This is a genomic window from Telmatobacter sp. DSM 110680 (assembly GCF_039994875.1).
Taxonomy (GTDB): domain Bacteria; phylum Acidobacteriota; class Terriglobia; order Terriglobales; family Acidobacteriaceae; genus Telmatobacter.
The window spans coordinates 533,396-557,909 of the sequence record NZ_CP121196.1; the positions used below are offsets into that span (position 1 = coordinate 533,396).

Genomic DNA, 24,514 nt, shown 5'->3' on the forward strand with positions numbered 1-24,514 from the left:
CGGTCCAGGCTGGCGGAACGATTGACTTCAAAATTGATCATTGCGTTTTTTGTCGGAGCGTTCGCAGGAATTGCGAGCTTTGCAGAGACTTCGGATGCCGGGGTTCATCGCCCCGTGGCCGCCGAAGTTCTTTCTTACATGGACGTCCACTCCTATCATCATGGTTCACCTGTCTATGTGAAGGTCAAAGCGGCCTGGGAGGAGCAGGGTTGCTATTTTTTTGACGGCCAGGTCCTTCAAGGGAGAGTTGAGTTGGCGACTTGGCGCGGAAAAGACCAAAAGGAATCCCAACTGGCCATCTCGTTTCCAAATATGCGGTGTGTTGGAAGCAAAGCCACTCTGAATTTGGTTTTGGTAGCCGTTGAATGGGAAGCCGGTTTAGACAAGATTGCGGATTCCCAATACCCGAGCGTGGTGCAGTTAGCTAACCCGAGAATCGGCACGAACGGCTTCAGCATGGATGGGATGACGATGATGGCGCTGAATCAGCGGTCGAGGAATCAGCTGCCGCTTAAGGCCGGTGACGTGCTGGGAGTCGACGGCGTGACGCTGGAAATTGGCGGAGGGCCGGAACGGAGTTCGCTGCTGAAATCGACGAAACGGGATGTGCATCTGGAAAAAGAATCGCTGCTGCTGCTGGTACCAGAGAGCGTCGCCTTCCCGAAAGGACACGAGACCGGCGGGACACGACCGCTTGAGAGACCTTCAGTTGGCAATCTGCCAGGGCCCGTTCCTGCAGGGGATGACACTATTTCACTCAAAGCGCCTCCGCTACCTGCACCGGTTGAGTTTCAGCCGTGCGAGCCGCCGGTTTGCGCCGTAGATTTGCCGTCCAGCGACCGCGAGACACACGGTACTCCGTCGAAATCCATCGGAATTCGCGAATTGGGTTACGCGCCGCGGCCACAACAGCAATTGGGAGACCTGGATGACGATGAAGCGCTGGGATGGCTGGGACCGCAACAACTTCTCATCGCTTTCAATCCGCACAGGCTCATTGATCGCGCAGGGCAAACCTCAACCGGTACGGCACTCCGAAGGATTCACGCAATTGTGATCGAACCAGCGACAAGCAAGATCCTCAGCGTCGCCGACTGGTTTCTTCCCGATTCGGGCGAGTTCCTTTGGCAACTTGCGGGTGGACGTGTCCTGGTTCACGTGGGCAACGAACTTCGAATCTATGGCGTGGGAATGCAGATCGAGCGGCAGATTCCGCTAGACGGTCCGCTGAAGTTTGTGCGGCTATCACCGAATGGGGAACTGATGGCGATTGCTATTGCTCGAGAGACGCACACGCCGGAGCAGCATGCGAGCCTGCGCGAAAGTCTGAACACGGAGCCGCCGGAGAATGTGGAGATTCGCGTGCTCGATAAAAATTTCGAAACGATTGCGCAGGCTACTACATCTTCCAGAATTATTCCACCGGCTCTGCTGAATGAAGGGCAGGTGCAATTGCTGGCAAAGTCGAACAGGCAGTATCGCGTGGCCTTGGCACGCTGGAACGGAGAGTCGACAACCGTGACGCAATTTTCATCGGCATGCATTCCAGAAATGTCGAGCTTTGCGCCGGATTTGCTTCTGGTATCGACGTGCGAGCTAAGCACTGGGGCGCATGAGTATCGCGTACTGCGGCCAAACGGCAAGGTCGTTCTGCGAGGTCGGCCAGACCCGCAGGAGGCGGGCCAATCGGCGCAGGGGAACGAGCGCAACTTTGCGCTTAAGAGCCTGCACGCCACTCAGGTGATGATGCGTGGAAATCACTTTCAAGGATCGGATCTCGACTATGAGGAGGTCCGAATCTTTCAATCCAACGACGGGCGGCGGCTAACGACGGTGCGGTTGCAATCTCCGCCTCCAAGCCACGGCGGCTATGCGCTGTCACCGGACGGAGCCCAGCTAGCGGTGATCGCGGATGCGAAGGTGAACCTCTTCCCAGTGCCGTTGCATTGACGTTGCCGTGAAAATGCTGCACGGAGCGTTGGCCTCCGCCGCAATGGAGCTGAATCTTTTATTGCGTTGTCCGGATGAGTATCCAGAAACTCCCAGCGAAGACCACCGGAAGTATCCAAACCACGACTAATGCTTGCATCGAAAAAGTACGCAGGAGAACACTGCACACGAGAAAAAGAAGCGCGTATTCCGAGCAAACGATCTTCCGTTGAGTTGCAGAACCAAATCTAAGAGCCGACACAGGAATCAGGATCGGGATGAGCAACAACTCCCAGATGCGCCGGACGAAGTTATCGCGATGCCCCCCAGACGATCGCAGTCGCCGAAGATGCTGAACTCGAAATGCTGAAAACGAAATCAAAAAAATGAAACCCGATAGGACCATGCTGATCCGATTCCAAAGGCAATTTGGAACCAGCTGCCTTTGCAATCCTTCGTGCAGCAAGTGGAGAAGAGAGTAGAGAGAGCCTGTAGTTGTAAGGACTCCGATAGCCAACGCCATGAAGCTTGAATGAGCGATCGCCCAGATGTTGATTGACGCGCCTGTCGCAGCCAGGGTGACAAATATAGCGAATTCCAGCAAACACTTGCGGGAATCGCATTGTCTGAGAGATTCAATATTTTGGCTCGAATCTACGAATGGACGATCTCGGCGTTGTGGGTCTTCGACACTTATTTTGGGGCCACCCGCGTCCTGATGAATCGGATCGAAGATCAGGCGGTACACAATCCCACCAAATACAACTCCTGCGGCGACGTCGACCACGGCATGACGCTTGGTAAACAGCGTCGCTGCAATAACCAGTAGCATCCATATCCAAAGTCCATATCGCGTAATCGATGATTTGAGATTCCTCTGTGTGCAAAGCGCGCAGAAAAGCGAGAGAGACGCGTGGAGGGATGGGCAGGCGTTGCGGGGTCGATCGATCGATAGAAGGCCCCGGATTAGAGGATCAGTGTATGAAGTCGAGATTGCTGTCGGCCAAAAGAAGAATGCGACGCAGGACGTGAAGACTATAAGCGCGTATCCGAACGCTGTATTCCTAAGCTCCTGTGATTCGTGAATGACAAAGAGCGGCGTCAGCAACAGTAAATAGTAGGAGAAGTACGGCACCACAAATACGGGAATGAATGGAATCGCGCGATCTATAACCGTGTCTGGAATCGGAGTGGCATTAAAGAACGAAGAGTGTAGCGTACCGAAGTAAAAAATCAGGATTCCGAGCGTCAGTGGCACAGCTAGAGATATCTTCTCGCGAATCGTACACATACCCGGCGATTGTAGCAACCGGCTGAATTTTCATTCGTGATACCGATCGTTGCACTCAACCGGCCCCTGCTCCAAGCCTGTTCAGATTCACTGCAATTGATACAAAAATCAGCTATGATTTCACCACTTTTCGAATGGCAGACAGTGTGCGGTGAATTCAACTCGTGCTTCGCGAACGTTGTCGTGTCCGGACGGAACGAATTGAGGAGAAGAGCATGCCCCTGTTCCACAGGTGCGATGGCGATCTTGTAACAAACCTCGATCCAATTCGCCGTATGATGCCTCTCGTCATGCCGGGCCGAAACGACTCGATTGTCTATCACACGACCCGGTGGGACATCGGACGCACACGCATCTGGCTGCAAAACTATAACCGAAGCCGCGGCGATCGGCCTCGCGTCACATTCTTCCATCTTGTTCTCTACGCCAGCGCGCGAATGTTTCATGCACGGCGCGGTCTCAACCGGTTTGTCGCTAATGGCCATATCTATCAACGCCGCGGTGTTTTTCTCTCTTTTGCGGTCAAAACGCGCTTTGAGGAAGACGCACCGATAACCACTGCAAAGCTCGCGTTTCCCGAAGAGCTTTCGTTTGAGAAATGTGTGGATATGATCTCTGAAGCGATTATGCAAGGACGCTCGGGCCAACTAAGCCCCATCGAGCGGGAAGTCCGGTTTCTTACGCGGCTACCCATGCCGATACTCCGACTCGTTGTTGCAGCAGGGAACGTCCTTGATCGCTTCAACCTTCTCCCAGCGTCGTTAATCGATCCCGATCCGATGTATTCGAGCATGTTTCTCGCCAATCTTGGCTCCATTCATATCGATAACGCCTTCCATCATCTCTATGAACACGGAACCTGCAGCCTGTTTGGGGTGGTTGGCAAGCCGCAAAGACGCCTCCAGGCAGACCGGTCAGGCAGGACCGCCGTCCGCGAAGTTTTACCAATACAGTGGACTTTCGACGAGCGGATAAACGACGGCTTCTACTGCCTGGAATCCCTTCAGACCCTGCGGCGTATCGTGGAAGATCCCCAACGATATTTAGGTTGTCAGCCGGTGTGTGAGCCTGTCGGAGGTATCGGGTTGTGAGGAGAACCTGTCCGGTCTGTTCAGGTTTAAGCCGCCCTTCCCGTTGCATGAACCAGTTATTCGAATATACCTTGAAGAAAATCGATTTTTCTATTGCTCTTTCCACGTTGAACAACTAGATTGATTTGGGCCGAAGAGCAGCCTTTATTGAAGGGTCCCACACCTTCGACGAACAGCTTCTTTTCGTCCCGGAGTCTTGCACGTGGGCTCTTCGCACCGATTGTTCGCCGTTTTTGCCGACCGCAAGGCAGGATTTTGCCCGTGCGGTTCGCCTGTCTGCGTCGATCCAATTCCCTGCAAAGCCAGCTCCACCTCAGTTGGCCCGGTGCGGCTCCAGCCCGAACCATTGACTGATTGGTTCGGAATGACTCTTAGTGCCATTTTTCAGTCTCGAAAGCCCGCGCCAGGCGCTCGGCTTTCCATTCTTACCAATTACCGTCTATCGCGATCACGAAACCGAAGGAAAATCGCATGAAAAAGCAGAAGTCCGCCGTTGCCGTAACCGCCCGCAAAACTTCTCCCCTCTATAAAGACGCCGCGATTCCCTCTACCCGGCGTGTGAAGGATCTGATTTCGCGGATGACTCTGGAAGAAAAAGCCGCACAGATGCTGTGCGTATGGCAGTCGAAAGCCGCAACGATGCTGGATGCGGCAGGAGACTTCGATTTCCAGAAGGCGAAAAAGTCCTTTCGTAATGGCCGCGGCCTCGGACAAGTGGGCCGGCCAAGCGACGCCGGCGGCGGCAAAGATGCTCGCAGCATGGCCGTGCTGACGAATGCCATTCAGAAATTCTTCCTTGAGAATAGCCGTCTCGGCATTCCGGTGATGTTCCATGAGGAGTGCCTCCATGGGCATGCGGCTCCGGGTGGAACTAGTTTTCCGCAGCCTATTGCCTTGGGAGCCACATTCAATCCCGGGCTGGTGGAGTCGTTGTTCACGATGACGGCTCTGGAAGCTCGCCTGCGCGGTGCGCATCATGCACTGACTCCGGTGGTCGATGTGGCTCGCGAGCCGCGGTGGGGGCGCGTCGAGGAGACCTACGGCGAGGATCCCTATCTGGTTTCGCGATTGGGAATCGCCGCAGTGCGTGGTTTCCAGGGAGAGAAAAACTTCCGCGACAAGCAGCATGTGCTGGCTACGCTGAAACATTTTGTAGGACACGGACAGCCGGAGTCAGGCATGAACTGCGCCCCTTCGAATGTCTCGCTGCGGGTTCTGCAGGAGACCTTTCTTTACACCTTCAAGGAAGCTCTGCGCGAAGCAGGCGCCGTGACACTGATGGCCTCGTATAACGAGATCGATGGCGTGCCGTCGCATGCCAACAAGTGGCTGTTGCAGGATCTGCTTCGCAAGCAGTGGGGCTTCAAGGGCTTTGTCGTGTCGGATTATTACGCTATATGGGAACTGGGTTACCGTCCGGACACGCACGGCCACAACGTCGCTAAAGACAAGAAGGAATCATGCGCAGTCGCTGTCCAGGCTGGAGTGAATATCGAGCTGCCCGATCCAGATTGCTACCTCCATCTGGTGGAACTGGTAAAGAAGGGTGTGCTGAAGGAGTCGCAACTCGACGATCTGGTTGCGCCGATGCTTTTCTGGAAGTTCGAGATGGGATTGTTCGACGATCCTTATGTCGACCCGGAAGAAGCAGATCGCGTAGTCGGATGCGATGAGCATCGCGCCCTGGCACTGACGGCGGCGCACGAAGCGATTACGCTCCTCAAAAATGAAAACAATCTCGCACCTCTCGATTTGAATAAGATCAAGACCATCGCCGTGATCGGACCCAATGCGGACCGCGGCCTGTTGGGCGGATACAGCGGCGTGCCGAAGCACAATGTCACGGTGCTCGATGGCATTAAGGCCAAAGTCGGAAAGAAGGTAAAAGTTCTCTACAGCGAGGGATGCAAGATCACTATCGGCGGTTCGTGGAATCAGGATGCCGTCGTGCCCAGTGATCCGGAAGAGGACCGCAAGTCAATTGCGGAAGCCGTGCGGGTGGCGAAGAAGGCCGATGTCATCGTTCTGGCAATTGGCGGAAACGAGCAGACCTCCCGCGAGGCATGGGGCCTGAATCATATGGGTGATCGCACCAGCCTGGACTTGATTGGACGCCAGGAAGAACTGGTCAAAGCGATGCTCGCGCTGGGCAAGCCCGTGATCGTCTTTCTGTTTAACGGCAGGCCGCTCTCCATCAACTATGTTGCTGAGAATGTCCCTGTGATTTACGAATGCTGGTATCTCGGCCAGGAGACCGGACACGCAGTAGCCGATGTGCTCTTTGGCGACTACAACCCTGGCGGCAAGCTACCGATTTCGGTACCCCGCTCGGTTGGCCACCTCCCAGTCTTCTACAACTACAAGCCGTCGGCGCGGCGCGGCTACCTGTTCGACGATGTCTCCCCGCTATATGCGTTCGGCTACGGGCTGAGCTACACCACTTTCGACATCGCAAATCCGCGGCTTACAAAGAAGAAGATTCGCATGGATGGGACAACGCAGGTTTCGGTGGACGTCACAAACACGGGAAAGCGTGCCGGTACGGAAGTGGTGCAACTCTACATCCGTGACCTGGTAAGTTCGGTGACGCGTCCGGTGAAGGAACTCAAAGGCTTCAAAAAGGTCTGGCTGGAGCCGGGCGAGACCACTGCGGTGACGCTGGAGATCACGCCGGCCCTGCTTTCCTTCTACGACGTGAACATGAAGTACGTTGTCGAGCCTGGAGATTTCGCAATTATGATCGGCAATTCTTCACGCGATGCCGATCTCCAGAAGTTGACCTTACAGGTAACGCGTTAGTCGGCCGGAACACTGGCGAAAGACGAGGCAGTGATGATCGAGAAACTTTCCTTCGGAGAAAAATCCGGCTACGCTCTGGGAGACATGGCAGCTAACTTTGTCTTCCAGGCGATGTTGGCGCTGCAACTGGACTTTTATACCCACACCTTTGGACTGACCGCCGCGCAGGCGGGGACGCTGTTTCTTGTCGTTGGCCTGAGCGTTGCGTGTCTCAATCCGGTCATGGGCGTAATCGCAGATCGTACGAGCACAAAGTGGGGCAAGTTCCGGCCGTGGCTGCTTTGGTCGGCGCTGCCCTTCGGCATCATCGGCGTCCTCACCTTCACCACACCCGGTTTCAGCCCCGCTGGAAAGATCACCTATGCGTGGACCACCTACATCCTGCTTAGAGTGATCTACACAGTCAACAATGTGCCCTACGCATCTCTTACGGCGGTCATGACGGCAGACCCCGACGAGCGGACCAGCATCGCATCCTATCGACAGATCGCTGCTAACTCTGCCGGCTTCATTGTCGCCAGTCTCGCTATCCCGATGGTTAGATTCTTCGGTCGCGGCGATGACGCACGCGGCTACCAATACACCATGGGTCTGCTGTCAGCGCTGAGCGTCATCTTTTTTATCGTGGCCTTCTTCGCCACCAAAGAGCGCATTCAACCTGATCCGCAGCAGAAGACCAATCTCGGCCAAGACCTCTCCGACCTTTTCAAAAACCGGCCCTGGGTTGTGCTGTTCCTCGCCACCTTGTTTTATTTCACGGCCATCGTGATACGCGGCAACGTCATGCTGCCTTATTTCCGATTCGTTGCCGGCAATGTGGACTTGTTCGCCTGGTTCAATGGGTTCGGGCTTGCCGCACTCCTCGTCGGCGTTGCATGCTCCACGGCCGTCTCTGTACGCGTGGGCAAGCGTCAGCTCTTCATTGGCAGCATGTTGTTGTCGGGCATCTTTAATATGGCGCTGTTCATCATTCCTCCTGGCTCCACGGTGACAATCATCGCCGTGGAAGTGCTGCGCCAGTTCGCTTACGGACTGTCGGGCCCGATCATTTGGGCGATGATGGGCGACGTAGCCGACTACGGTGAATGGAAGACGGGGCGCCGCGCCAGTGGCACAGTTACCGCGGCCGTGGTCTTCGCCTTGTGGGCAGGTCTCGCGCTCGGCGGTGCAATTGCCGGCTGGCTCTTTTCGTTCTACGGTTTTGTCTCAGGAGCAGACGTACAGTCGGCACATGCGCAATCCGGCATTCTCTTAACCGCCAGCATTTACGCTGGTCTCGCGTTCTTTGCTGTAGCCGCCTGCCTCTTTTTCTATCCGATCTCTCGCGAAGGAAACCAGAAGATCGCCAACGAGCTGTCTGAACGGCGTAAAGCATTTGCTCCACACACCGGCTCCTAGATAAACATCGAGCCGGCCAAAGTCCGGGAAAGGACAAGTTATGTCAATGAGAAGAAAAGTCGCGCTGGCGGCTTCGGCTGCATTCATTGCCACGCTGGCAACGGCAACGGCACAGGACCCTACTTCGCTGAAAGATGCTTACAAGGGCGCGTTTGTGGTTGGAGCAGCAATCAACAATGCTCAGATCACGGGTCAGGATAGCCGCGGCGATGCGATTATCAGCGAACAGTTCGATTCGATCTCGCCCGAGAACGTACTCAAGTGGGAAAGAGTTCACCCTGAACCGGGCACCTACGCCTTCGATCTTCCCGACAAGTACGTGGCCTTCGGCGAGAAGCACCACATGTTCATCGTGGGCCATTGTCTGGTGTGGCACAGCCAAGTTCCAGGCTGGGTCTTCCGCGATGACAAAGGAAACTTCGTCGATCGCGACACTCTGCTCAAGCGGATGCACGATCACATTCAAACGGTTGTTGGCCGCTACAAGGGACGCATTCAAAGCTGGGACGTGGTCAACGAAGCGCTAAACGAAGACGGGACCCTGCGACAGTCTCCATGGCTGAAGATTATCGGCGAGGACTATATCGAGAAGGCCTTTCAGTACGCGCACGAAGCCGATCCGCAGGCACAGCTTACCTATAATGACTACTCGCTGGAGAACGAGACTAAGCGCAAGGGAGCGCTCGCACTCATCACGAAGCTGAAGGCGGAGGGAATCCCGGTCACATCCGTGGGTCTGCAAGGGCACCTCGGCCTGCAATGGCCTTCGGTTGAGACCGAGGATGTAACGATCTCCGATTTCGCGAAGCTCGGAGTGAAGGTAGTGGTCTCGGAACTGGATATCGACGTGTTGCCTCCCGCTACACAACAGCAGACCGCCGACGTGTCGCTGAAAGTTGAACAGAACGCGAAACTCAATCCGTACGCCGGCGGACTGCCGCAGTCTGTGCAGCAGGAACTCGCAAAGCGGTATGCGGACTTATTCGGCGTCTTTCTCAAGCACCGTGATGTTGTCACCAGGGTCACATTATGGGGTGTGACGGATGCGGATTCATGGCGGAACGACTGGCCAGTTAAGGGTCGCACCAGTTATCCGCTCCTCTTCGACCGCAACGGTCAGCCAAAGCCGGCGTTTCATGAAGTGGTTCGAATAGGAAAGAGCACCGAAGCAAGATAGGTTTAACCTCTCCGAACCCGGCTGACGATCTGGGCTACCTCACAGCGGTGGCAGCAGCAACCTGCTATAGTGCTGGCCAGAATTCCAACCTGGAAATAGGAGAGCTCCCATGCGTAAGACTACTTCCGTTGGCAGCGCAGTGTTTTGCCTCAGGGAAGTCGGCGGGGCACTCGCAAGCCTTCTGCTCTTGTTCAGTGCGATTGCATTTCTCGTCACAGGGCCGGTTTCGGTCGCAGAGGATTCCAAGACTCCTGCCGTACTACCCGCACCATCCGCCGGCAAAGCGATCGTTTGTATCTACCGCACGTACAGATTTACCGGCTCCGCCTCCCACGACGAGCTTTTCGTCAATGACACTCATCTCGCCAAACTTCTCAACAGCGAATACGCATTCATCGAAGTCCCGCCGGGCACTGTTGTAATCGCCGGGTTGCCAAAGATGTATTACGGAAGCATCACAATGTCAGTCGGCGCGGCTCTCAACCAGGCAAGGCAGAAAGAAAACGAGCGAGCGCGGTTTGAGGCGGAGGCAGGAAAAACCTATTACTTCAAATGGACCGCAGGAACTATGGCTACGATGATCAAGGTGACGCCAGTAGATCCTTCTGTTGGAGCGAAAGAGATCAGCAAACTCCATCTCTCCAAGCCCGTTGATGACAAGGACGCGCCGAAACCGGAAACGAAAGATACTGACAAACCAGCGGCGAATTGATACTGCTCAAGCAACGCCGGCGCTTCCTTCATTAAGCATGGCAGCGACCGACCGGAAGTGTGCCTGTATATCTCCCGCGATCATGACTCTGTAAATGCAGAGGAGTCTGAGCAGTTCGTGGACGGTCTCGGTCGGCCCAAAAAGCCGAACTTCTCAGGCAGCCCTAGATGCCGAGGTGCTCTTTCAGGCTTCGGACGCGGTCGCGCGCAACAGTAAGTTCCGTATGCTGCGCGTCCTTCAGTGTGAGCACAACTTTGCCGGCGAACCATGAATTGACTTCGTGAATCCAATCCACGTTAACCAATGCGGATCGGTGTATACGGAGAAACTTTGCAGGATCAAGGCGTCGTTCCAGGTCGGCGATGGTTTGATCAACGCAATGGCGGCGTCCATTTGAAACCGCAAATGTGAGCTTTTCGTGGGCGATGAAGTGCGTAACGTCATCAAGCGGGAGAAGTGAGATGCGTTCCCCAACGCGGAAAGCGATGCGGCTCGGATAACTGGCGTGGCCTTCCCGCAAGGATGCGGTCAACTCGTTCAACAGCTGCGGCAGGGCTGGATTCTGTTGCCAGTCTGGCTTGGTAACGGGCCGAATGCGACCGAGTTTTTTCAGAGCACGTTCCAGTTGCTCGGGTTCAATCGGCTTAAGCAGGTAGTCGATAGCGTTAGTCTCGAAGGCGCGGAGAGCGTGCTGATCATAGGCCGTCGTGAAGATGACGAAGGGCTGGGTCGCGAGCCGGGCGAGCAGTTCGAAGCCGTTGATGCCTGGCATCTGGATGTCGAGGAAAAGAACGTCGATTTGCTGCGAACGAGTATCGTTGAGCACGGCAATGGCTGTCGCAGGATCGGTGGCGGTGCCGACAATCTGAATCTGAGGGAAGGCCATAAGCAGACGCTGCAACCGTTCGATGGCGAGTTGCTCATCGTCAACAAGGTATGCGTGCAGCGAAGATGTCTCTGGCATCATGTTATGTTTCCGCCGGAATAGTGATCGAGACCGTCGTCTTTTCGCCGGCTTGACGCACGTTCAGTTGGGCAGCCTGGCCAAACAGGAGTTCGAGGCGGCCGACAAGGTTGCCGAGACCGTGATCGGCGGAGATATCTGCAAGCGAGAATCCTGGCCCGTCGTCAGTGACCGCGAGTTCGAGATCGCTGCCCCGCTTTGCTCCGCTGATGATGATGGAGGAGGGCTGACCGCGGTGGGCGACGACGTGTTTGACGCTATTTTCAACCAGGGTTTGAAGGGCGAGCGGCGGCACCTTGAAGTCACCTAGCGTATCGGGCACGGAAATCTCGTACTGTAAACGCTGCCCAAAGCGTGTGGATTCTATATCGAGGTACGCGCGGACAATCTTCAGTTCCTGTGCAAGCGGAACAAGACTGGTTTGATTGGAGCTGATGGAGAAGCGTAGCAGCGAGGCTAGTTTGCCAACCGTATCTTCTGCACGCTGTGGGTCACTGGGGATAAGTGAGGCAATGGAGTTGAGCGTGTTGAAGAGGAAGTGTGGATGTATACGCGATTCAAGTGAAGAGAGGCGCGCTTCGACGAGCAGCTTATTAGCGCGTTCCTGTTCGACCTGTCGGGTGCGCAACTCGAGAGTTGCATCCTGCAAACGGTGGCGCAGCGTTTCATAGGACGTAATGCTGAGACCGAAAACGAGATTGATAACCAGGCAGGTTGGCCACGCAGACTGGACTTCGCGCCAATAAAACCCGGATGGGATGATGCCGGCAAGTTGAATTACTACTCCGCCAATCAAACATCCGCAGGTCGCAGTGGCGGTCAGGACCACAATGTATATAACAAAGATGAACCGGGGAAAGCGCTCAGTGTATCGAAAACCGATCCAGTTAAGAGAGAGCGCGGTAGGAAAGCCAATGAATATCGCGTAGATAAAAGATCCCAGGAATCGTGTACCGATGTGAGAGAGATGCGCGTGCTCGATGACGAGTATAAGAATCGCTATAACCACCGCGATGGCGGGCACAATCCAGATATCGCGGCAAAACGCCTTGAAGGCGCGAAGAGACTGTTTCGATAGTTTGCCGGAGGCGTCGATGGATGGGTTGCGCACGGAATTCATAGGTGAAATCGCACTCCCGCGGAAGTGGCCGTGTCGTAGGGTGCTACTCCGAAGTCGGAACTCTTGCTGCCTGTGGGGATTTCCAGATGCACATAAGAAGAAAAATGATTGCCGAACCAGCGGCTCACGTCGAAGATGCCGACCCGGCTGTGGTCGTCGAGATTGGCAACGATGGAACCAGAGACGTCCCACTCCTTCCAGCCGGGAAGCTGGCGCAGGCGCGTCTTGCCGGAATTAAAGAAGACGTAGTGCTGGCGGCCAGCCAGTGGCGAAACGGACATGTCGCGGAAGAAGGAAGTGTTGGGCGGTGTGTAGAACTCTCCGATAAAGGTCACGCCTGAGTGCAGCGTGCATTTTGCGCCGATCAGCGCAGCAGCCTGTTCGCGCCACACTGCTTCGCCGTGCAATTCCCAAGCTTGACCGAGGACGCGTGTGAACGTAATCCCTCCAAAGGAATCACCACCGCGATCGTTGCCGGCAATGAACGATGTGTCGAATCCTCGCACCAGAACGTTATACCGGAACGCAGTGGTATCGCGCATTGTGGACCGGGCTGGCGCGAGGGCCGCGCTTGACCATGCGAGAGTGAAAGCGTGTGGACCCTTCACGTAATCGGCTTTGATCATGTCGCGACCTTGGTTCACATTGAGGCGATCGGTTGGATTGGTTGGATCGCGAGGCGGATCGAGTACGCCGGCGGCGGTGAAAGCATAGCCAGTTCCCCAACGAACCATCTTGCGGCCGAGGGTGAAATCGAAATCACCTGCGGAAAGTCCTGCATAAGTTTCTTTGACGCGCAAGGTCGACGCAGTGTCAGTGTAGGTGGTGGAAAGGCCGATGACGCTGGTGGAGAAGGTGTAGCGATTGCGATAGCGGATGTCGAAGGTAGGCTCGACGAGGACCTGGTTGAGGATGGCGGGCTGAGATGGAGGCATGCCGTTGTAGAAAGTTGCGTCATCGATGACGGCGAGGGAATAACGCGTGCTCAAGGAACTCTCTTCGGCTGGCGGCGGGTCCTGCGCTTGGACGTAGGACCAAGCCGCTGCAAAAGCAAGAACCAAAATGAGCACTCGAACGTTCATATCCGTTGACTCCGGCTCTACGGCCAGTAAATGAGGGCGATCCCGATGGTAGTGCCGGGTGCGGAGAATGCGAATTTAGTTTCGTCAAAGTTGGGCGGCCCGGGACGCTTTGAGGGATTGTTGGAGTGGCCGTAACCCTCGACAGGCATCCCCATCTCGTTGAAGTCGAGTTTCTCGTTTTTGTTCTCGTCGTGAATCACTGCGAGTCCATAAGTTCCCTCTGGCAGGTTGTCGAATACGGCTTCTGCAGTGAGAGTCTTCGGATCAATCTCGACAATTTTGGAATCGACCATCGTGTTCTCGTCGGTGCGAAGTGCGAGCCGGAGGTTTCCCTCCGCGTTACGGATGCCTGTGACCTTGATGGTGAGTTTGCCGGTTTTCGGCGTTTGCGCATACAAGTACTGACCCAGCAAGACAAACAGCGAACAGCATAAAACCGGCAATAATGCGAACGAAATGAATTTGCGAATACTTCGGATCACTTGTTCTCCTCTCAATCGGGTTTCATTGGATCATGGCGCATGACACTCAGCATGTCTGTGACGAGGTGGATCAGAATCTGTCGGAGCGCCCCTGGTAGAAGAGCTTGTCGGGCAGATCTCGAGGGGCAGGGTTGGAGTAATTGAGCACGCTGTGTGAGTTGTGGCGGATTTCGTCGTAGAGCGTCAAGCGGCGGAGGAGCATCTTGCCGGCGGAAGACGCGTACTCGTCAAAGGTGGCGGATTTGATGTGCTTGCCAGAGGTGAGATAGAACTCCGCTCTCACGGGGCGGGCATCCTCTGTGCGGACCCAGTACAGGATGCGCTGGTAGGTTGCGCCTTTGCGCCTGGCCGTGAGATCGAGGACATAACAGTTCTCGCTACCAACTTTCTCGTCACGAACGTAAGCGGCCGAGTAATCGACGGCGTAGTTAGTACGGGCTATGTCGCCATTGGATGCGTCGCCCGAGAGCCGTTCGAGAGGCGTGATGCGTACGGGACGGCTGGTGTCGGGCAGGTAGATCCACATATCGTCGCCGAGCATGAGCAGGTGACGACCTTTATCGCGAGGGCTCATAAACTCGACATAGGTTTTGTCGGTCCCCTTTTGCGAGACAAGGTAAAGTGACTCCTCATCGGATTTGCCTGACTCGTAGTTGGTGATCTTGACGTTCAGTGAGTAGGCAGGCCAGCCGTTGCGGTACATATCGGAACGCTTGAGCAGGGCCTGGGCATCCGGTGTAGCAGCATGGCCGATTGCAGCCCAGGCAATGATGAAAGCGATAGTGACAAGCAATAAGAAAGAGCGCAAAGTCAGATCGACTTTAGATATGGATTTAGACATGTGCGAGTGCCTCAGCAATTTGCAGGCGCGATGCGCGGATCGCGGGAAGGATGGATGCAAGCGCCAGTGAGATAACGACCATGATGGAAGATCCGATCATCAATGCAGGAACGTGCAGCACGCGGAACGGAATGTTGATGGTGTATCCGGGAGGCGGCGGCATGTGCAGGCCGGAGATGTTCAGGAGCCAGCCGAGGAGGTTGCCGCTGGCGACTCCGAGGGCAGCCCCAAGAACGCCGAGGACCGTGGCCTCGAGCATGAAAAGTGCGACGATCCACGACCTGGGTGTGCCCATCGCAAGCATGGTGCCAATTTCGCGAATGCGTTCAAGCATCGCCATAAGAAGCGTATTAATGCTGGCCATAAGCACCATGAGAAAAACGATCAGTCCCATGAACAGGAAAATTCCGTTGAACATGGTGTGTACCTGGTTGTAGTAGGTGGCCAGATCGATCCACTTCTTCAACGTCATTTCCTGCTGCAGGCCGTGGAGGCGCGGAGCGAGTTCCTTATAGACGACGTCCGTGTTGTCTGTGGAATCGAGGCCGACGACCAGGTTCGTAACACGATCACTTTGCAGCAGGCGCTGAGCAGCGGGCAGCGTAATGCGGAGAAAGCGAGCATCCATTTCCGCGATTCCGGTTTTGACGATGCCGACGATTTGGACATCGACCCCGTTGAGTGCTCCGTCTGAGGTCATGGCAAGCAAGGTCAATCCATCGCCCACCTTCACGTTCATGGATTTGGCAAGCCCGGCACCGATGAGCGCTTCAACATCACCGTTGGACTTTGATGAAAGATTTCTCCCGGTGCCCGAAGCCAGTTGAGTTGAGAAACCGAGGCTGCTTTCCGCGTCTGGATCGACAGCACTACCCATAAATCCAGCAGCTTTGATTCCGTTAGAAACCATGCCGTAGAACTCGATGCGGGGTGCCACGCCGCGCACATGCGGAGCTGAATTCACGGTGGAAGCCACCTGGCGCCAGTTTTCGATCCCGGTGTCGAGAACGCGGACTTCGTCGCGCTTGTAGTGGTCGGTCGTGAAGATCTGCAGGTGACCCAGTCCGGCGCGTATGGTGTCTTCGCGAAGACCGCGGGTCATGAACGCGAAATATCCGCCGGCCAGAAGGAGCCCGGCAACGCCACCACCGACCATGAGCAGAGTCATGAGCGTTCTGCGGCGATTGCGAAATACATTACGAAACGCTAGCAGCAAGAATTTGCTCACGGGTGGCTCCTTCAAAACGTTCAGAGTGGGTATCGCTGATGATGCATCCATCGGTGAGTCGTACGATGCGGGGGGTGTGCTCGAGCAGGCGCTGATCGTGGGTAGAGAAGACGAAGGTGAGACCGAGCGTGTGATTCAAGTCGCGCATCAGGTCGATAAGTTGCGTGGCGTTGCGGGTATCAAGGTTGGCGGTAGGTTCGTCGGCCAGCACCAGCGAGGGTCGATGGACGATAGCGCGTGCGACGGCTACCCGCTGACGCTCGCCGCCAGAGAGCAGGTCGGGGCGCTGGTGGGCGCGACCCGAAAGGCCGACGTTGGCGAGAGCTTCCGCAACACGCTTTTGACGTTCATTGGTTCTCACGCCTTGGATCAACAACGGGTACTCGACATTTTCACTGGCGGTAAAGACGGGGATGAGGTTAAAGGTCTGAAAGACAAAGCCGATCTTCTCCCGGCGGAGGAGCGAGGTCTCGGATGGGCTGAGCCGCGAAGTATCAGTGGCGTCGATAAGGATGCGACCGCTGGTCGGTTTGTCGATGCAGCCGATCAGGTTGAGCAGCGTCGATTTACCGCTTCCACTGGGGCCGGAAATGGCTAGGAATTCTCCAGCGTCGATGCGGAAGGTGACGTTGCTGAGAGCAGTAACCGCGTTGTGGTCTAGCGGAAATTTCCGGGTAACTTGTTCAACGCTGACAAGTGGGTCGCTTGGAGCCATCGGCTGTTACTTCCTTTCCACAGCGTCAATATGCGCTTGTGAGGAAGATAGCTGTCGTTTTGGCGGATTGCGCGGCGATTCGGATGAAAGGCAGAAACGGCGGATGAAAGGTGAGCGGAAAGAGATGAGTGGGCGGAAGAAAGCCCGTCCCAATCTCGGAAACCGCGAACGGAAGCCGCCTTGACTTCGGCGAGTTGTCAAGTCCGTGATTCCGCATGGCGCTGTCAGGAATCTCTCTCAAGTGGATGTGCCGTGCGGTTCACCTTGGCGTGATGCCCTGAAGAATAATCGAAAATGGGCAGATCTGGTGGCATCGATGTCGTCTAAATCACCCCATTCTGCTGCTCCGCGCTAACAGATCGCTCACAGCTGACGATATGAAGAGTGGAGGCTATGCGACTTTGTGGCGCTGGCGCTTCTTCGCAATCTGTTATACGTGGCATCTCCTTCACAGCTGAGGCTGCATTGACCCATGCATTCCGCTGCAAACGCATATTGCCGAGCGAGCCCCCACGACGCCCGCGCCCGAATTGACCACGCTTGCGAGTTGCTCGATGCGGCGCTAGCAATCACCCGCGATGACATCCGCACCATAGCCACGCAGTTTGAAGCGCTGGCTCAACATATCCAAAGTCTTCTTGACTTGACTTCAGGAATCGTCGACTGTGTGCGGCAGGATTGGGTGCAATCCACAGTGCCTATGGCGCGCGCACTCGCATCGTCCGCACGGCGATTCATCGCGGAGCGCATCGACTCGCTTGCAGTCATCAATGATGCGTCTACCAATGAAACCGGGATGCTTGAAAACCTCTTTTCTCTCTCCGCCGAGCAGCGCTCCATCGCCCGTGAAGGAAAGACGCTCGGAGTTTTGGCTAGCATCGAAGTCGCCCGGCTGGCAGGGACAGGAAAACGATTCGAATACATGGCGCGTGAGTTGGATCAATTCTCCGCAATGGTTTTATCAGGCGTTGCGGAAGTGCAGAGCCAAGCTGGTCGGCGCCGCGAAACCCTCATCGAGCGCCGCCGCAAACTTGCCCTCGCCCTCCAGCACAGAACTGCGTACTTCAATAGCATCGATGCAGAGTTGAGTGCAGCAATTGTCACGATGGAGGCCGCACTCCTGGACTTTGCTCGCATTCCTGCGGATTTTCAGAGATGTGTGGCACTCGTTGCCGCAAACATCTCCCAGATCGTCGAGGCCGTGCAAGTGCAGGACATTACCCGTCAGCAGACCGAGCACGTGCGGGAAGTACTGAGCAGAGCTGCCGATGGATTAGAAAGTTGCGACCAGCAGGAAGACCCCCACTCGGCGCGGCGGAACGCAATTCTGAAGGTGCAGGTATTCCAAATGAAGAGCGCATCTGCCAGCACCAGAGAATGGATCGATGAAGTAAACCAATGCCTGGAAAGCATTTTGCGCATAGGGTCCTCCGAGGTATTAGCCATCGGCACACGGATTCTCGAACAGGAACGCGGATTGTCGCTGCAGCTTTCACGCATCGAACGCCTCGAACAGGAGTGCGCAGCCGACGATGTCGAAATTGAGGTTGGACTAGCAGGAATAGGAGAGCTGATGCGCATCACAAAAACTCACCTTGCGCGCTCTCGGCTTTCCCGTGATCGCATGCAGCTATTGAACTTCAACTCCATGATCGAGGCACGCCATCTCGGTAGCCAGGCCACAGCTGTGCTTGAAATCACCCGTAACATTGGCCGTATCTCTACCAGCTGGTCTGCATTAACCGATCGCTCCGGCGATACTCTCGATGCCATGCTCAGGTCCTCGGCCCACGCCGAAGAAGTGCATCGGACCAAGACCTCGCTCAGTCTGGAAAATCTTAGAATTGCGCGGCATGAGACCAAAGCGGGCCTTGCTGCGCTCTCCACGGCTGCTGCTACTGCGGGTGGCAACGGCGGCAAAGTTAAAGCGGCCATAACTGCAATGCAGGGTACGAGTACAATCCTCGGCCGCGCCGTTGGACGTCTCGTAAACTCAATCGCCCTCATGGAGGACGCGCAGAATGAGATCCAAGATGTCGACCGGGCAATGTTATCGAGTGTGGCGCAGCTCACACGGGACGATCGGCTGCGGGTTGAAGTTGAATGCGGGACTCCATATACCAGCGAATTAGAACGCCGTGTCTTGCGTGCGGCACTCGATGGGGAACAAATGCCCGTGCCCGGCGCTGCGGTGAGAGGAAACGATGTTGAATTGTTTTGACTCAGCGCCGTCTGGACATCGACTCGATGGGGTGTAGAAAAGGAGAATCGATCGATGAAAAACATCTTGAGCGTCGATGACTCGGCCAGTGTGAGGCAGATGGTTTCGTTTACCCTGCGCAAAGCCGGGTACGAAGTTTGCGAGGCGTGCGATGGACGCGATGCGCTTGCCAAAGCAGGTCATTCAAGATTCGACATGATCATCACCGACTTGAATATGCCCAATGTCGATGGCATCCAGATGATCAGCGCGGTCCGCAAACTCCAAGGATATGCATTCACTCCCATTCTCATGTTGACCACTGAGTCCCATCCCGAAAAAAAGGACGCGGGCCGCAAGGCTGGAGCAACCGGATGGATCGTCAAGCCGTTCAACGGCGATCAACTTCTAGCGGTCGTACAGAAACTGGTGCGCTAGGCCAGCAAACCGCAAGTGAGCAAAGTCAACACCAGCTGCGCTGATCATCCATGCTGTGCATCGACCATCTTGATGAGATTTATCTTCCAGCTTCTCTGGATCTTTCCCGAATCGAACTTGGACTGTTCCTAGATCGGCCACGGCTGTTTCTTAGAGAAATCAAACCAGATGCAGTCCGCTTTTGGCTGCTCCTTTGCACGCTTGGTGCCGATGTAGCAGGTGTAACGCATTCTGTCTTCCACGTCTCGCCTCCACGGCGTGCCAACTGAGGAGACAAGTGCTTGAATCGGAATCCAGCATGGCAATTAGCTCGAAATCGGTGGGTGGCGTGCGGTTCATCCTGCTCGCAGATGACGTCGACATCGCACAGGCAGCGGAACTGAAACAAGTCATCAACGAAGCAATCAAGTCAGGATCACGCGTTTCAATTCAAGTTTCCGGTGCTACCGGCATCGGCGTCACCGCAGCACAGCTGTTGTGGGCCGCCATTTCGTCCCCGGGCACCGAAATCGTGGTTGAAGGTCCATGGAGCGCACAAGTTGAGGAGTCGTTCTCAGCGAGTGGACTCAGACCGCTTCTGCAGGCAATCGTGCAGAGTTCAGTCGAGGAAGGGGCCAATGTCCTCGCCAGCCGCCAATAATCAGTTTCGCCAGGCTTTCCGCGAAGAAGCACACGAGATCCTTATCGACCTCGAGACCGCGCTGCTCGAACTAAACGAGAAGCGCGAGGATACGGAGCTCGTGAGTCGGGCATTCCGCGCTCTGCACACCATCAAAGGGTCGGGAGCCATGTTTGGCTTCGATGCGCTCGCCGCCTTTACCCATAGCCTGGAAAATGCGTTCGATGAGGTCCGCAGCGGGCGGCTTGCGGTCACGGCTGATTTAGTTGATCTGACTCTGAGTGCCCTCGATCACATGCGCGATCTTCTTCAAGATATTCCACTCAACAACAGCATCGACCGCGACAGTTTGCTCACACGGTTGCGTTCCATGATCGCCACTCGGCAACAGGGACCAGGAGAGAGAAATGCATCGGGAGGTTTGGCCGTTGACCATCTGCCGGACCCCGCCAGTTCCCGGGTGTGGACGATCCACTTCGCTCCCGGCCCCCAGCTGATGCGCGCCGGCAGCGATCCACTTCTGCTCATTCGTGAACTCGGTAGCTTGGGCGAGCTCCTGTCAACGGCCAACATGGCATCCATACCGCCTCTCGCAGAGCTCGATCCTGAGCGCTGTTACATCACATGGGATTTTGTATTGCGGACATCCGTAGGCCTCGATGCAATTCGTGACGTTTTCATCTTTGTTGAAGACTGTTGCGAATTGTCCATCGAGCCGCAAGAGCCGCCAACTGAGAATGAGGGGTACCTAATCGCCGGCAGACTCGAAGACAAGCGGGAATCTCGCGGTGGCCGACGTCATTACGATTCACCTGACAGCTCTAGCAGCATCCGCGTAGCGGCAGCCAAGCTGGATGAGTTTGTGAATCTCGTCGGTGAACTGGTTACCGTGCAGGCCCGCCTCAGTGAGCTTGCCGTGCGCCGTGACGATCCCGACGTAAGCGCGGTTGCAGAAGAGGTTGACCGCCTCGCATCGGCTCTGCGGGAGACTTCGATGAATGTGCGCATGATGCCGATCCGTGGCACCTTCGAGAGATTTCGTCGCCTGGTACACGACCTGGCGCGCGATCTAGATAAGGACGTCGAACTGAGCATCGAAGGAGCCGACACTGAGCTCGATAAATCAGTTATCCATCAGCTCGGCGATCCCTTAATGCATTTGATTCGCAACAGCATGGACCATGGTATCGGGACGCCGGAGGACCGCGTGGCACACGGCAAGCCCGCGCGCGCCACGATTCATCTTGCGGCCCGCTACTCCGGCGCCAGCGTACTCATTAGCGTCTGCGACGATGGCCGGGGAATTGATGTCGACGCGGTGCGAGCACGCGCCATCGAGCGGGGACTGATCAAACCCGATGCACAACCGAGTGACTCCGAGATTCACGCGCTGCTCTTTCAGCCCGGATTCTCGACCGCGCAAGAAGTCACCGACATTTCGGGCCGCGGCGTAGGCATGGACGTGGTGCGCCGCAACGTCGACAAGCTCAGAGGAAGTATCGATGTTGCCAGCAAATCCGGACAAGGCACCACCGTGACCTTACGCTTGCCTCTGACATTGGCCATCATTGATGGGCTGCTGGTGACCGTAGGCGACGCTTATTTTGTCCTGCCTCTCGCCGACACACTGGAATGCGTTGAGCTGTCGCGATCTGAGATCGATAACTCCAATGGCAAGCAGCTTGTCAATGTACGCGGTCAGTTCGTGCCCTACATCCGTTTGCGCGACCACTTCAACATCACTAACGCTCTGCCTGATTTCGAGCAGGTGATGCTGGTAGATACAGAAGATGGTTATTGCGGACTCGTGTTCGATCGCGTGCTGGGCAATTGTCAGACCATGATCAAATCGCTGGGCCGCCTCTACCAGCATGTGCAAGCGGTTTCCGGCGCCACCATTCTGGGCAACGGAAAAGTGGCTCTCATCCTCGATCCCCACCGACTCGTGCAGGAATGCGTTCGCGCGGTTGGGCTGCGTGTGCGTGGACATCCGCGCCTGTCGGGATCGGTCGGCGGTGCGTTGTCCGGCCCATGGAATCAGTCCCCACCGATATGAAGTTCGTCGCTGGTCGCATTGAAGTTCAACTCCAAAGAGTTCAAACAAATGAGTGCTCCGGTGCATGAGTGCACATTCGTCCGGAGCAAAAAAGAAGAGGAAGGATACGATGTCAACCACTCTGGTGAGCGAAGGCCGCAAGCTACATAGCGTTGGAAACGGCCACGCAAAAAATGGCAAACATATTGCCCCACACAACGACCGCGAAGCGTTACTCAACGAAATCATGCGCCTGGTGGATGCCTCCAAGGAAGGCCGACTGACCGAGAGAGGCCGCGCCACCATCTTCAACGGCCCTGATCGAGAGTTGATTCAGGGCGTCAACGAAATCCTGGACGCGATCCTTCTCCCGATCGCTGAAGGCAATCGTATTCTGGCGCAGATCTCGGCGGGCAAGATCGACGAATTGATTACCCAGACCTACAAAGGTGACCACGAGAAAATGAAGGTTGCTGTCAACAACCTTGCTGAGGTCGTTCAGGCATTGCAGAAGGGGTTTAAACGGCTCGTGCAATCTGCGATGGATGGCAATCTGGCCGATCGGGGGCACGCTGAGTTATTCAAAGGGGCATTCGCCGAGATTGTTAATGATCTAAATGGCATATTGGACGCGATCCTTCTCCCGATCGGTGAAGGGAACCGCATCCTTGCCCAGATTTCCGAGGGCAATATCGATGAGCTCGTCGCTAAGACTTACAAGGGCGACCACGAAAAGATGAAGATCGCGGTCAACAATGTGGCCATCGTGCTGCAAGGTCTGCAGAAGGAAATGACGCGACTCACGCAGGCTTCGCATGAAGGCCAACTCAGCGAACGCGGCAAGCCCGAACAGTTCGTCGGCGCCTATGCCGGGATTGTCCGGGGCGTGAATGAAATGCTTGATGCCATACTTCTGCCTATCAGCGAGGGAAATCGCGTGCTCGCGCAGATTTCCGATGGGAAGATCGATGAGGTGATTACCCAGACCTATAAGGGCGATCACGAGAAAATGAAGGTGGCCATCAACAACGTTGCCCAGGTTCTGCAGACTCTCGAAAAGATGCTGATGCGTCTCACAGAAGCTGCCAAAGCGGGGCAGCTTTCCCAACGGGCTAATCCAGATACAGTGCAGGGTGCTTACGCGGATATCGTTCGCGGCGTCAATGCACTTCTCGATGCCGTGATCGGCCCGCTGAATGTCTCGGCCCGCTATGTCGACCTGATTGCCAAGGGCGACATGCCACCGGCGATTACCGAAAATTACAACGGCGACTTCAACACCATCAAGAACAATCTCAACATGTTAATCGGCGCAATGAACGAAATCACCGGCGCCGCCGAGCAGGTTGCTGGCGGGAACCTGACCGTGGTCCTGAAGGAGCGCTGTGGGCAGGACAAGCTGATGCAGGCTCTGGTCGCCATGGTCAGCGGATTGACGCGCACGGTCTCTGAAATCCGCTCGATCGCGGGAGAAGTAGCATCCGCCAGCCAGTCCATCTCAACTGCGTCAGTACAAGTGTCCAAGGGCGCAAGTTCTCAGGCTGCAGCCGCGGAAGAAGCCTCTTCTTCGATGGAAGAGATGGTTTCCAACATCAAGCAAAACGCCGATAACGCCCAACAGACCGACAAGATTGCCAACAAGAGCGCCAAGGATGCGCAGGAAAGTGGCAAGAGCGTACTCGAAGCCGTCGCTGCCATGAAGGAGATTGCCAACAAGATCTCGATCATTGAAGAGATCGCGCGCCAGACCAATCTCCTGGCTCTGAATGCAGCCATTGAAGCAGCTCGTGCCGGCGAGCATGGCAAGGGATTCGCTGTGGTTGCCGCCGAGGTCCGTAAGCTGGCTGAACGCAGTCAAAAAGCTGCCGCCGAGATCAATCAACTCTCCAGCACAACCCTGCGCGTCAGCGAAAAATCCGGTGAGATGCTCGACAAACTGGTTCCCGATATTCAGCGCACCGCTGAACTGGTCCAGGAAATCTCCGCAGCCAGCAAGGAACAGGATACAGGCGCCGAGCAGATCAACAAAGCTCTGCAACAACTTGAGCAGGTGATCCAGCAGAACGCCTCCGCAGCCGAAGAAATGGCTTCAACCACCGAAGAACTTACTGGGCAGTCCGAGCAACTAGTCAGCGCGCTTTCGTTCTTCCATACAGGCGACGAGGACGAAGGACCGTCACACCGGCCGCCTTCGAAATCATCAAAACTACGACCGTCACCCGTTCATGCCGTACTAAAGCCGACGAGCCATACGACCGCGACGGGTTCCAAAAATGGCGTGGCACTTCGGATGAAAGACAGGCAGGACGATTCTGACGGAGAGTTTGAACGGTACTGAGCCGCAGGGTGCCCCGTCTGGTGACGGGGTGCCCTGGGACTTCACGCGATCCACG

General features: G+C 55.8%; 19 protein-coding genes. 12 read left to right on the top strand and 7 right to left on the bottom strand.

The window, feature by feature from the left end; all coding sequences use genetic code 11:
- Positions 1-21: 21 nt before the first annotated feature.
- The 7 genes from P8935_RS02150 to P8935_RS02180 all read left to right on the top strand — a co-directional run bounded on the left by P8935_RS02150 (position 22) and on the right by P8935_RS02180 (position 10,397).
- Positions 22-1,950, top strand: coding sequence for a hypothetical protein (locus P8935_RS02150; protein WP_348263365.1), 1,929 nt, complete (start codon positions 22-24; stop codon positions 1,948-1,950).
- A gap of 622 nt (positions 1,951-2,572) precedes the next feature.
- Positions 2,573-2,758, top strand: coding sequence for a hypothetical protein (locus P8935_RS02155; RefSeq protein WP_348263366.1), 186 nt, complete (start codon positions 2,573-2,575; stop codon positions 2,756-2,758).
- Between the two features lie 677 nt (positions 2,759-3,435).
- The gene (locus P8935_RS02160; protein ID WP_348263367.1) at positions 3,436-4,311 is read left to right on the top strand and encodes a hypothetical protein; all 876 of its coding nucleotides are present in this window, start codon (positions 3,436-3,438) and stop codon (positions 4,309-4,311) included.
- Between the two features lie 471 nt (positions 4,312-4,782).
- The gene (locus tag P8935_RS02165) at positions 4,783-7,110 is read left to right on the top strand and encodes a glycoside hydrolase family 3 N-terminal domain-containing protein (RefSeq protein WP_348263368.1); all 2,328 of its coding nucleotides are present in this window, start codon (positions 4,783-4,785) and stop codon (positions 7,108-7,110) included.
- 33 nt (positions 7,111-7,143) lie between these two features.
- Positions 7,144-8,508: an MFS transporter gene (locus tag P8935_RS02170; protein ID WP_348263369.1), complete on the top strand. Its 1,365-nt coding sequence runs from the start codon at positions 7,144-7,146 to the stop codon at positions 8,506-8,508.
- Between the two features lie 40 nt (positions 8,509-8,548).
- On the top strand, positions 8,549-9,685 hold the full coding sequence (locus P8935_RS02175) for an endo-1,4-beta-xylanase (RefSeq protein ID WP_348263370.1): 1,137 nt from the start codon (positions 8,549-8,551) through the stop codon (positions 9,683-9,685).
- A 109-nt stretch (positions 9,686-9,794) separates the two neighbouring features.
- A complete protein-coding gene (locus tag P8935_RS02180) occupies positions 9,795-10,397 on the top strand; it encodes a DUF2846 domain-containing protein (RefSeq protein ID WP_348263371.1) in 603 nt (200 codons plus the stop codon).
- A 163-nt stretch (positions 10,398-10,560) separates the two neighbouring features.
- Here the strand turns inward: P8935_RS02180 and P8935_RS02185 are convergent, their stop codons facing one another.
- The 7 genes from P8935_RS02185 to P8935_RS02215 all read right to left on the bottom strand — a co-directional run bounded on the left by P8935_RS02185 (position 10,561) and on the right by P8935_RS02215 (position 16,829).
- Positions 10,561-11,364 carry a LytTR family DNA-binding domain-containing protein gene (locus P8935_RS02185; RefSeq protein WP_348263372.1) on the bottom strand — a complete coding sequence of 268 codons (804 nt, stop codon included), beginning with the start codon at positions 11,362-11,364 and terminating at the stop codon, positions 10,561-10,563.
- A gap of 1 nt (position 11,365) precedes the next feature.
- Positions 11,366-12,481 carry a histidine kinase gene (locus P8935_RS02190; protein WP_348263373.1) on the bottom strand — a complete coding sequence of 372 codons (1,116 nt, stop codon included), beginning with the start codon at positions 12,479-12,481 and terminating at the stop codon, positions 11,366-11,368.
- The gene (locus P8935_RS02195; RefSeq protein ID WP_348263374.1) at positions 12,478-13,563 is read right to left on the bottom strand and encodes a hypothetical protein; all 1,086 of its coding nucleotides are present in this window, start codon (positions 13,561-13,563) and stop codon (positions 12,478-12,480) included. Before P8935_RS02195 ends, P8935_RS02190 begins: the two co-directional genes overlap by 4 nt.
- A 17-nt stretch (positions 13,564-13,580) precedes the next feature.
- Positions 13,581-14,045 carry a DUF2141 domain-containing protein gene (locus tag P8935_RS02200; RefSeq protein ID WP_348263375.1) on the bottom strand — a complete coding sequence of 155 codons (465 nt, stop codon included), beginning with the start codon at positions 14,043-14,045 and terminating at the stop codon, positions 13,581-13,583.
- A gap of 70 nt (positions 14,046-14,115) precedes the next feature.
- Positions 14,116-14,886 (bottom strand): outer membrane lipoprotein-sorting protein, encoded by a 771-nt coding sequence (locus P8935_RS02205; RefSeq protein ID WP_348263376.1) that lies wholly within the window; start codon positions 14,884-14,886, stop codon positions 14,116-14,118.
- A complete protein-coding gene (locus P8935_RS02210) occupies positions 14,879-16,114 on the bottom strand; it encodes an FtsX-like permease family protein (protein ID WP_348263377.1) in 1,236 nt (411 codons plus the stop codon). Before P8935_RS02210 ends, P8935_RS02205 begins: the two co-directional genes overlap by 8 nt.
- Positions 16,083-16,829: an ABC transporter ATP-binding protein gene (locus P8935_RS02215; RefSeq protein ID WP_348263378.1), complete on the bottom strand. Its 747-nt coding sequence runs from the start codon at positions 16,827-16,829 to the stop codon at positions 16,083-16,085. The genes P8935_RS02210 and P8935_RS02215 overlap by 32 nt, the downstream gene beginning before the upstream one ends.
- 472 nt (positions 16,830-17,301) lie before the next feature.
- Here P8935_RS02215 and P8935_RS02220 point away from each other — a divergent pair, with 472 nt between their 5' ends.
- From P8935_RS02220 to P8935_RS02240, 5 genes are all read left to right on the top strand, one after another.
- Positions 17,302-19,050 carry a hypothetical protein gene (locus tag P8935_RS02220; RefSeq protein WP_348263379.1) on the top strand — a complete coding sequence of 583 codons (1,749 nt, stop codon included), beginning with the start codon at positions 17,302-17,304 and terminating at the stop codon, positions 19,048-19,050.
- A 54-nt stretch (positions 19,051-19,104) separates the two neighbouring features.
- Positions 19,105-19,467 carry a response regulator gene (locus P8935_RS02225; protein WP_348263380.1) on the top strand — a complete coding sequence of 121 codons (363 nt, stop codon included), beginning with the start codon at positions 19,105-19,107 and terminating at the stop codon, positions 19,465-19,467.
- A gap of 298 nt (positions 19,468-19,765) precedes the next feature.
- Positions 19,766-20,107 carry a hypothetical protein gene (locus P8935_RS02230; RefSeq protein ID WP_348263381.1) on the top strand — a complete coding sequence of 114 codons (342 nt, stop codon included), beginning with the start codon at positions 19,766-19,768 and terminating at the stop codon, positions 20,105-20,107.
- Positions 20,085-22,142: a chemotaxis protein CheA gene (locus tag P8935_RS02235; RefSeq protein WP_348263382.1), complete on the top strand. Its 2,058-nt coding sequence runs from the start codon at positions 20,085-20,087 to the stop codon at positions 22,140-22,142. Before P8935_RS02230 ends, P8935_RS02235 begins: the two co-directional genes overlap by 23 nt.
- 109 nt (positions 22,143-22,251) lie before the next feature.
- Entirely contained in the window at positions 22,252-24,459 is a 2,208-nt protein-coding gene (locus P8935_RS02240) for a methyl-accepting chemotaxis protein (RefSeq protein ID WP_348263383.1), read from the top strand.
- Positions 24,460-24,514 lie beyond the last annotated feature (55 nt).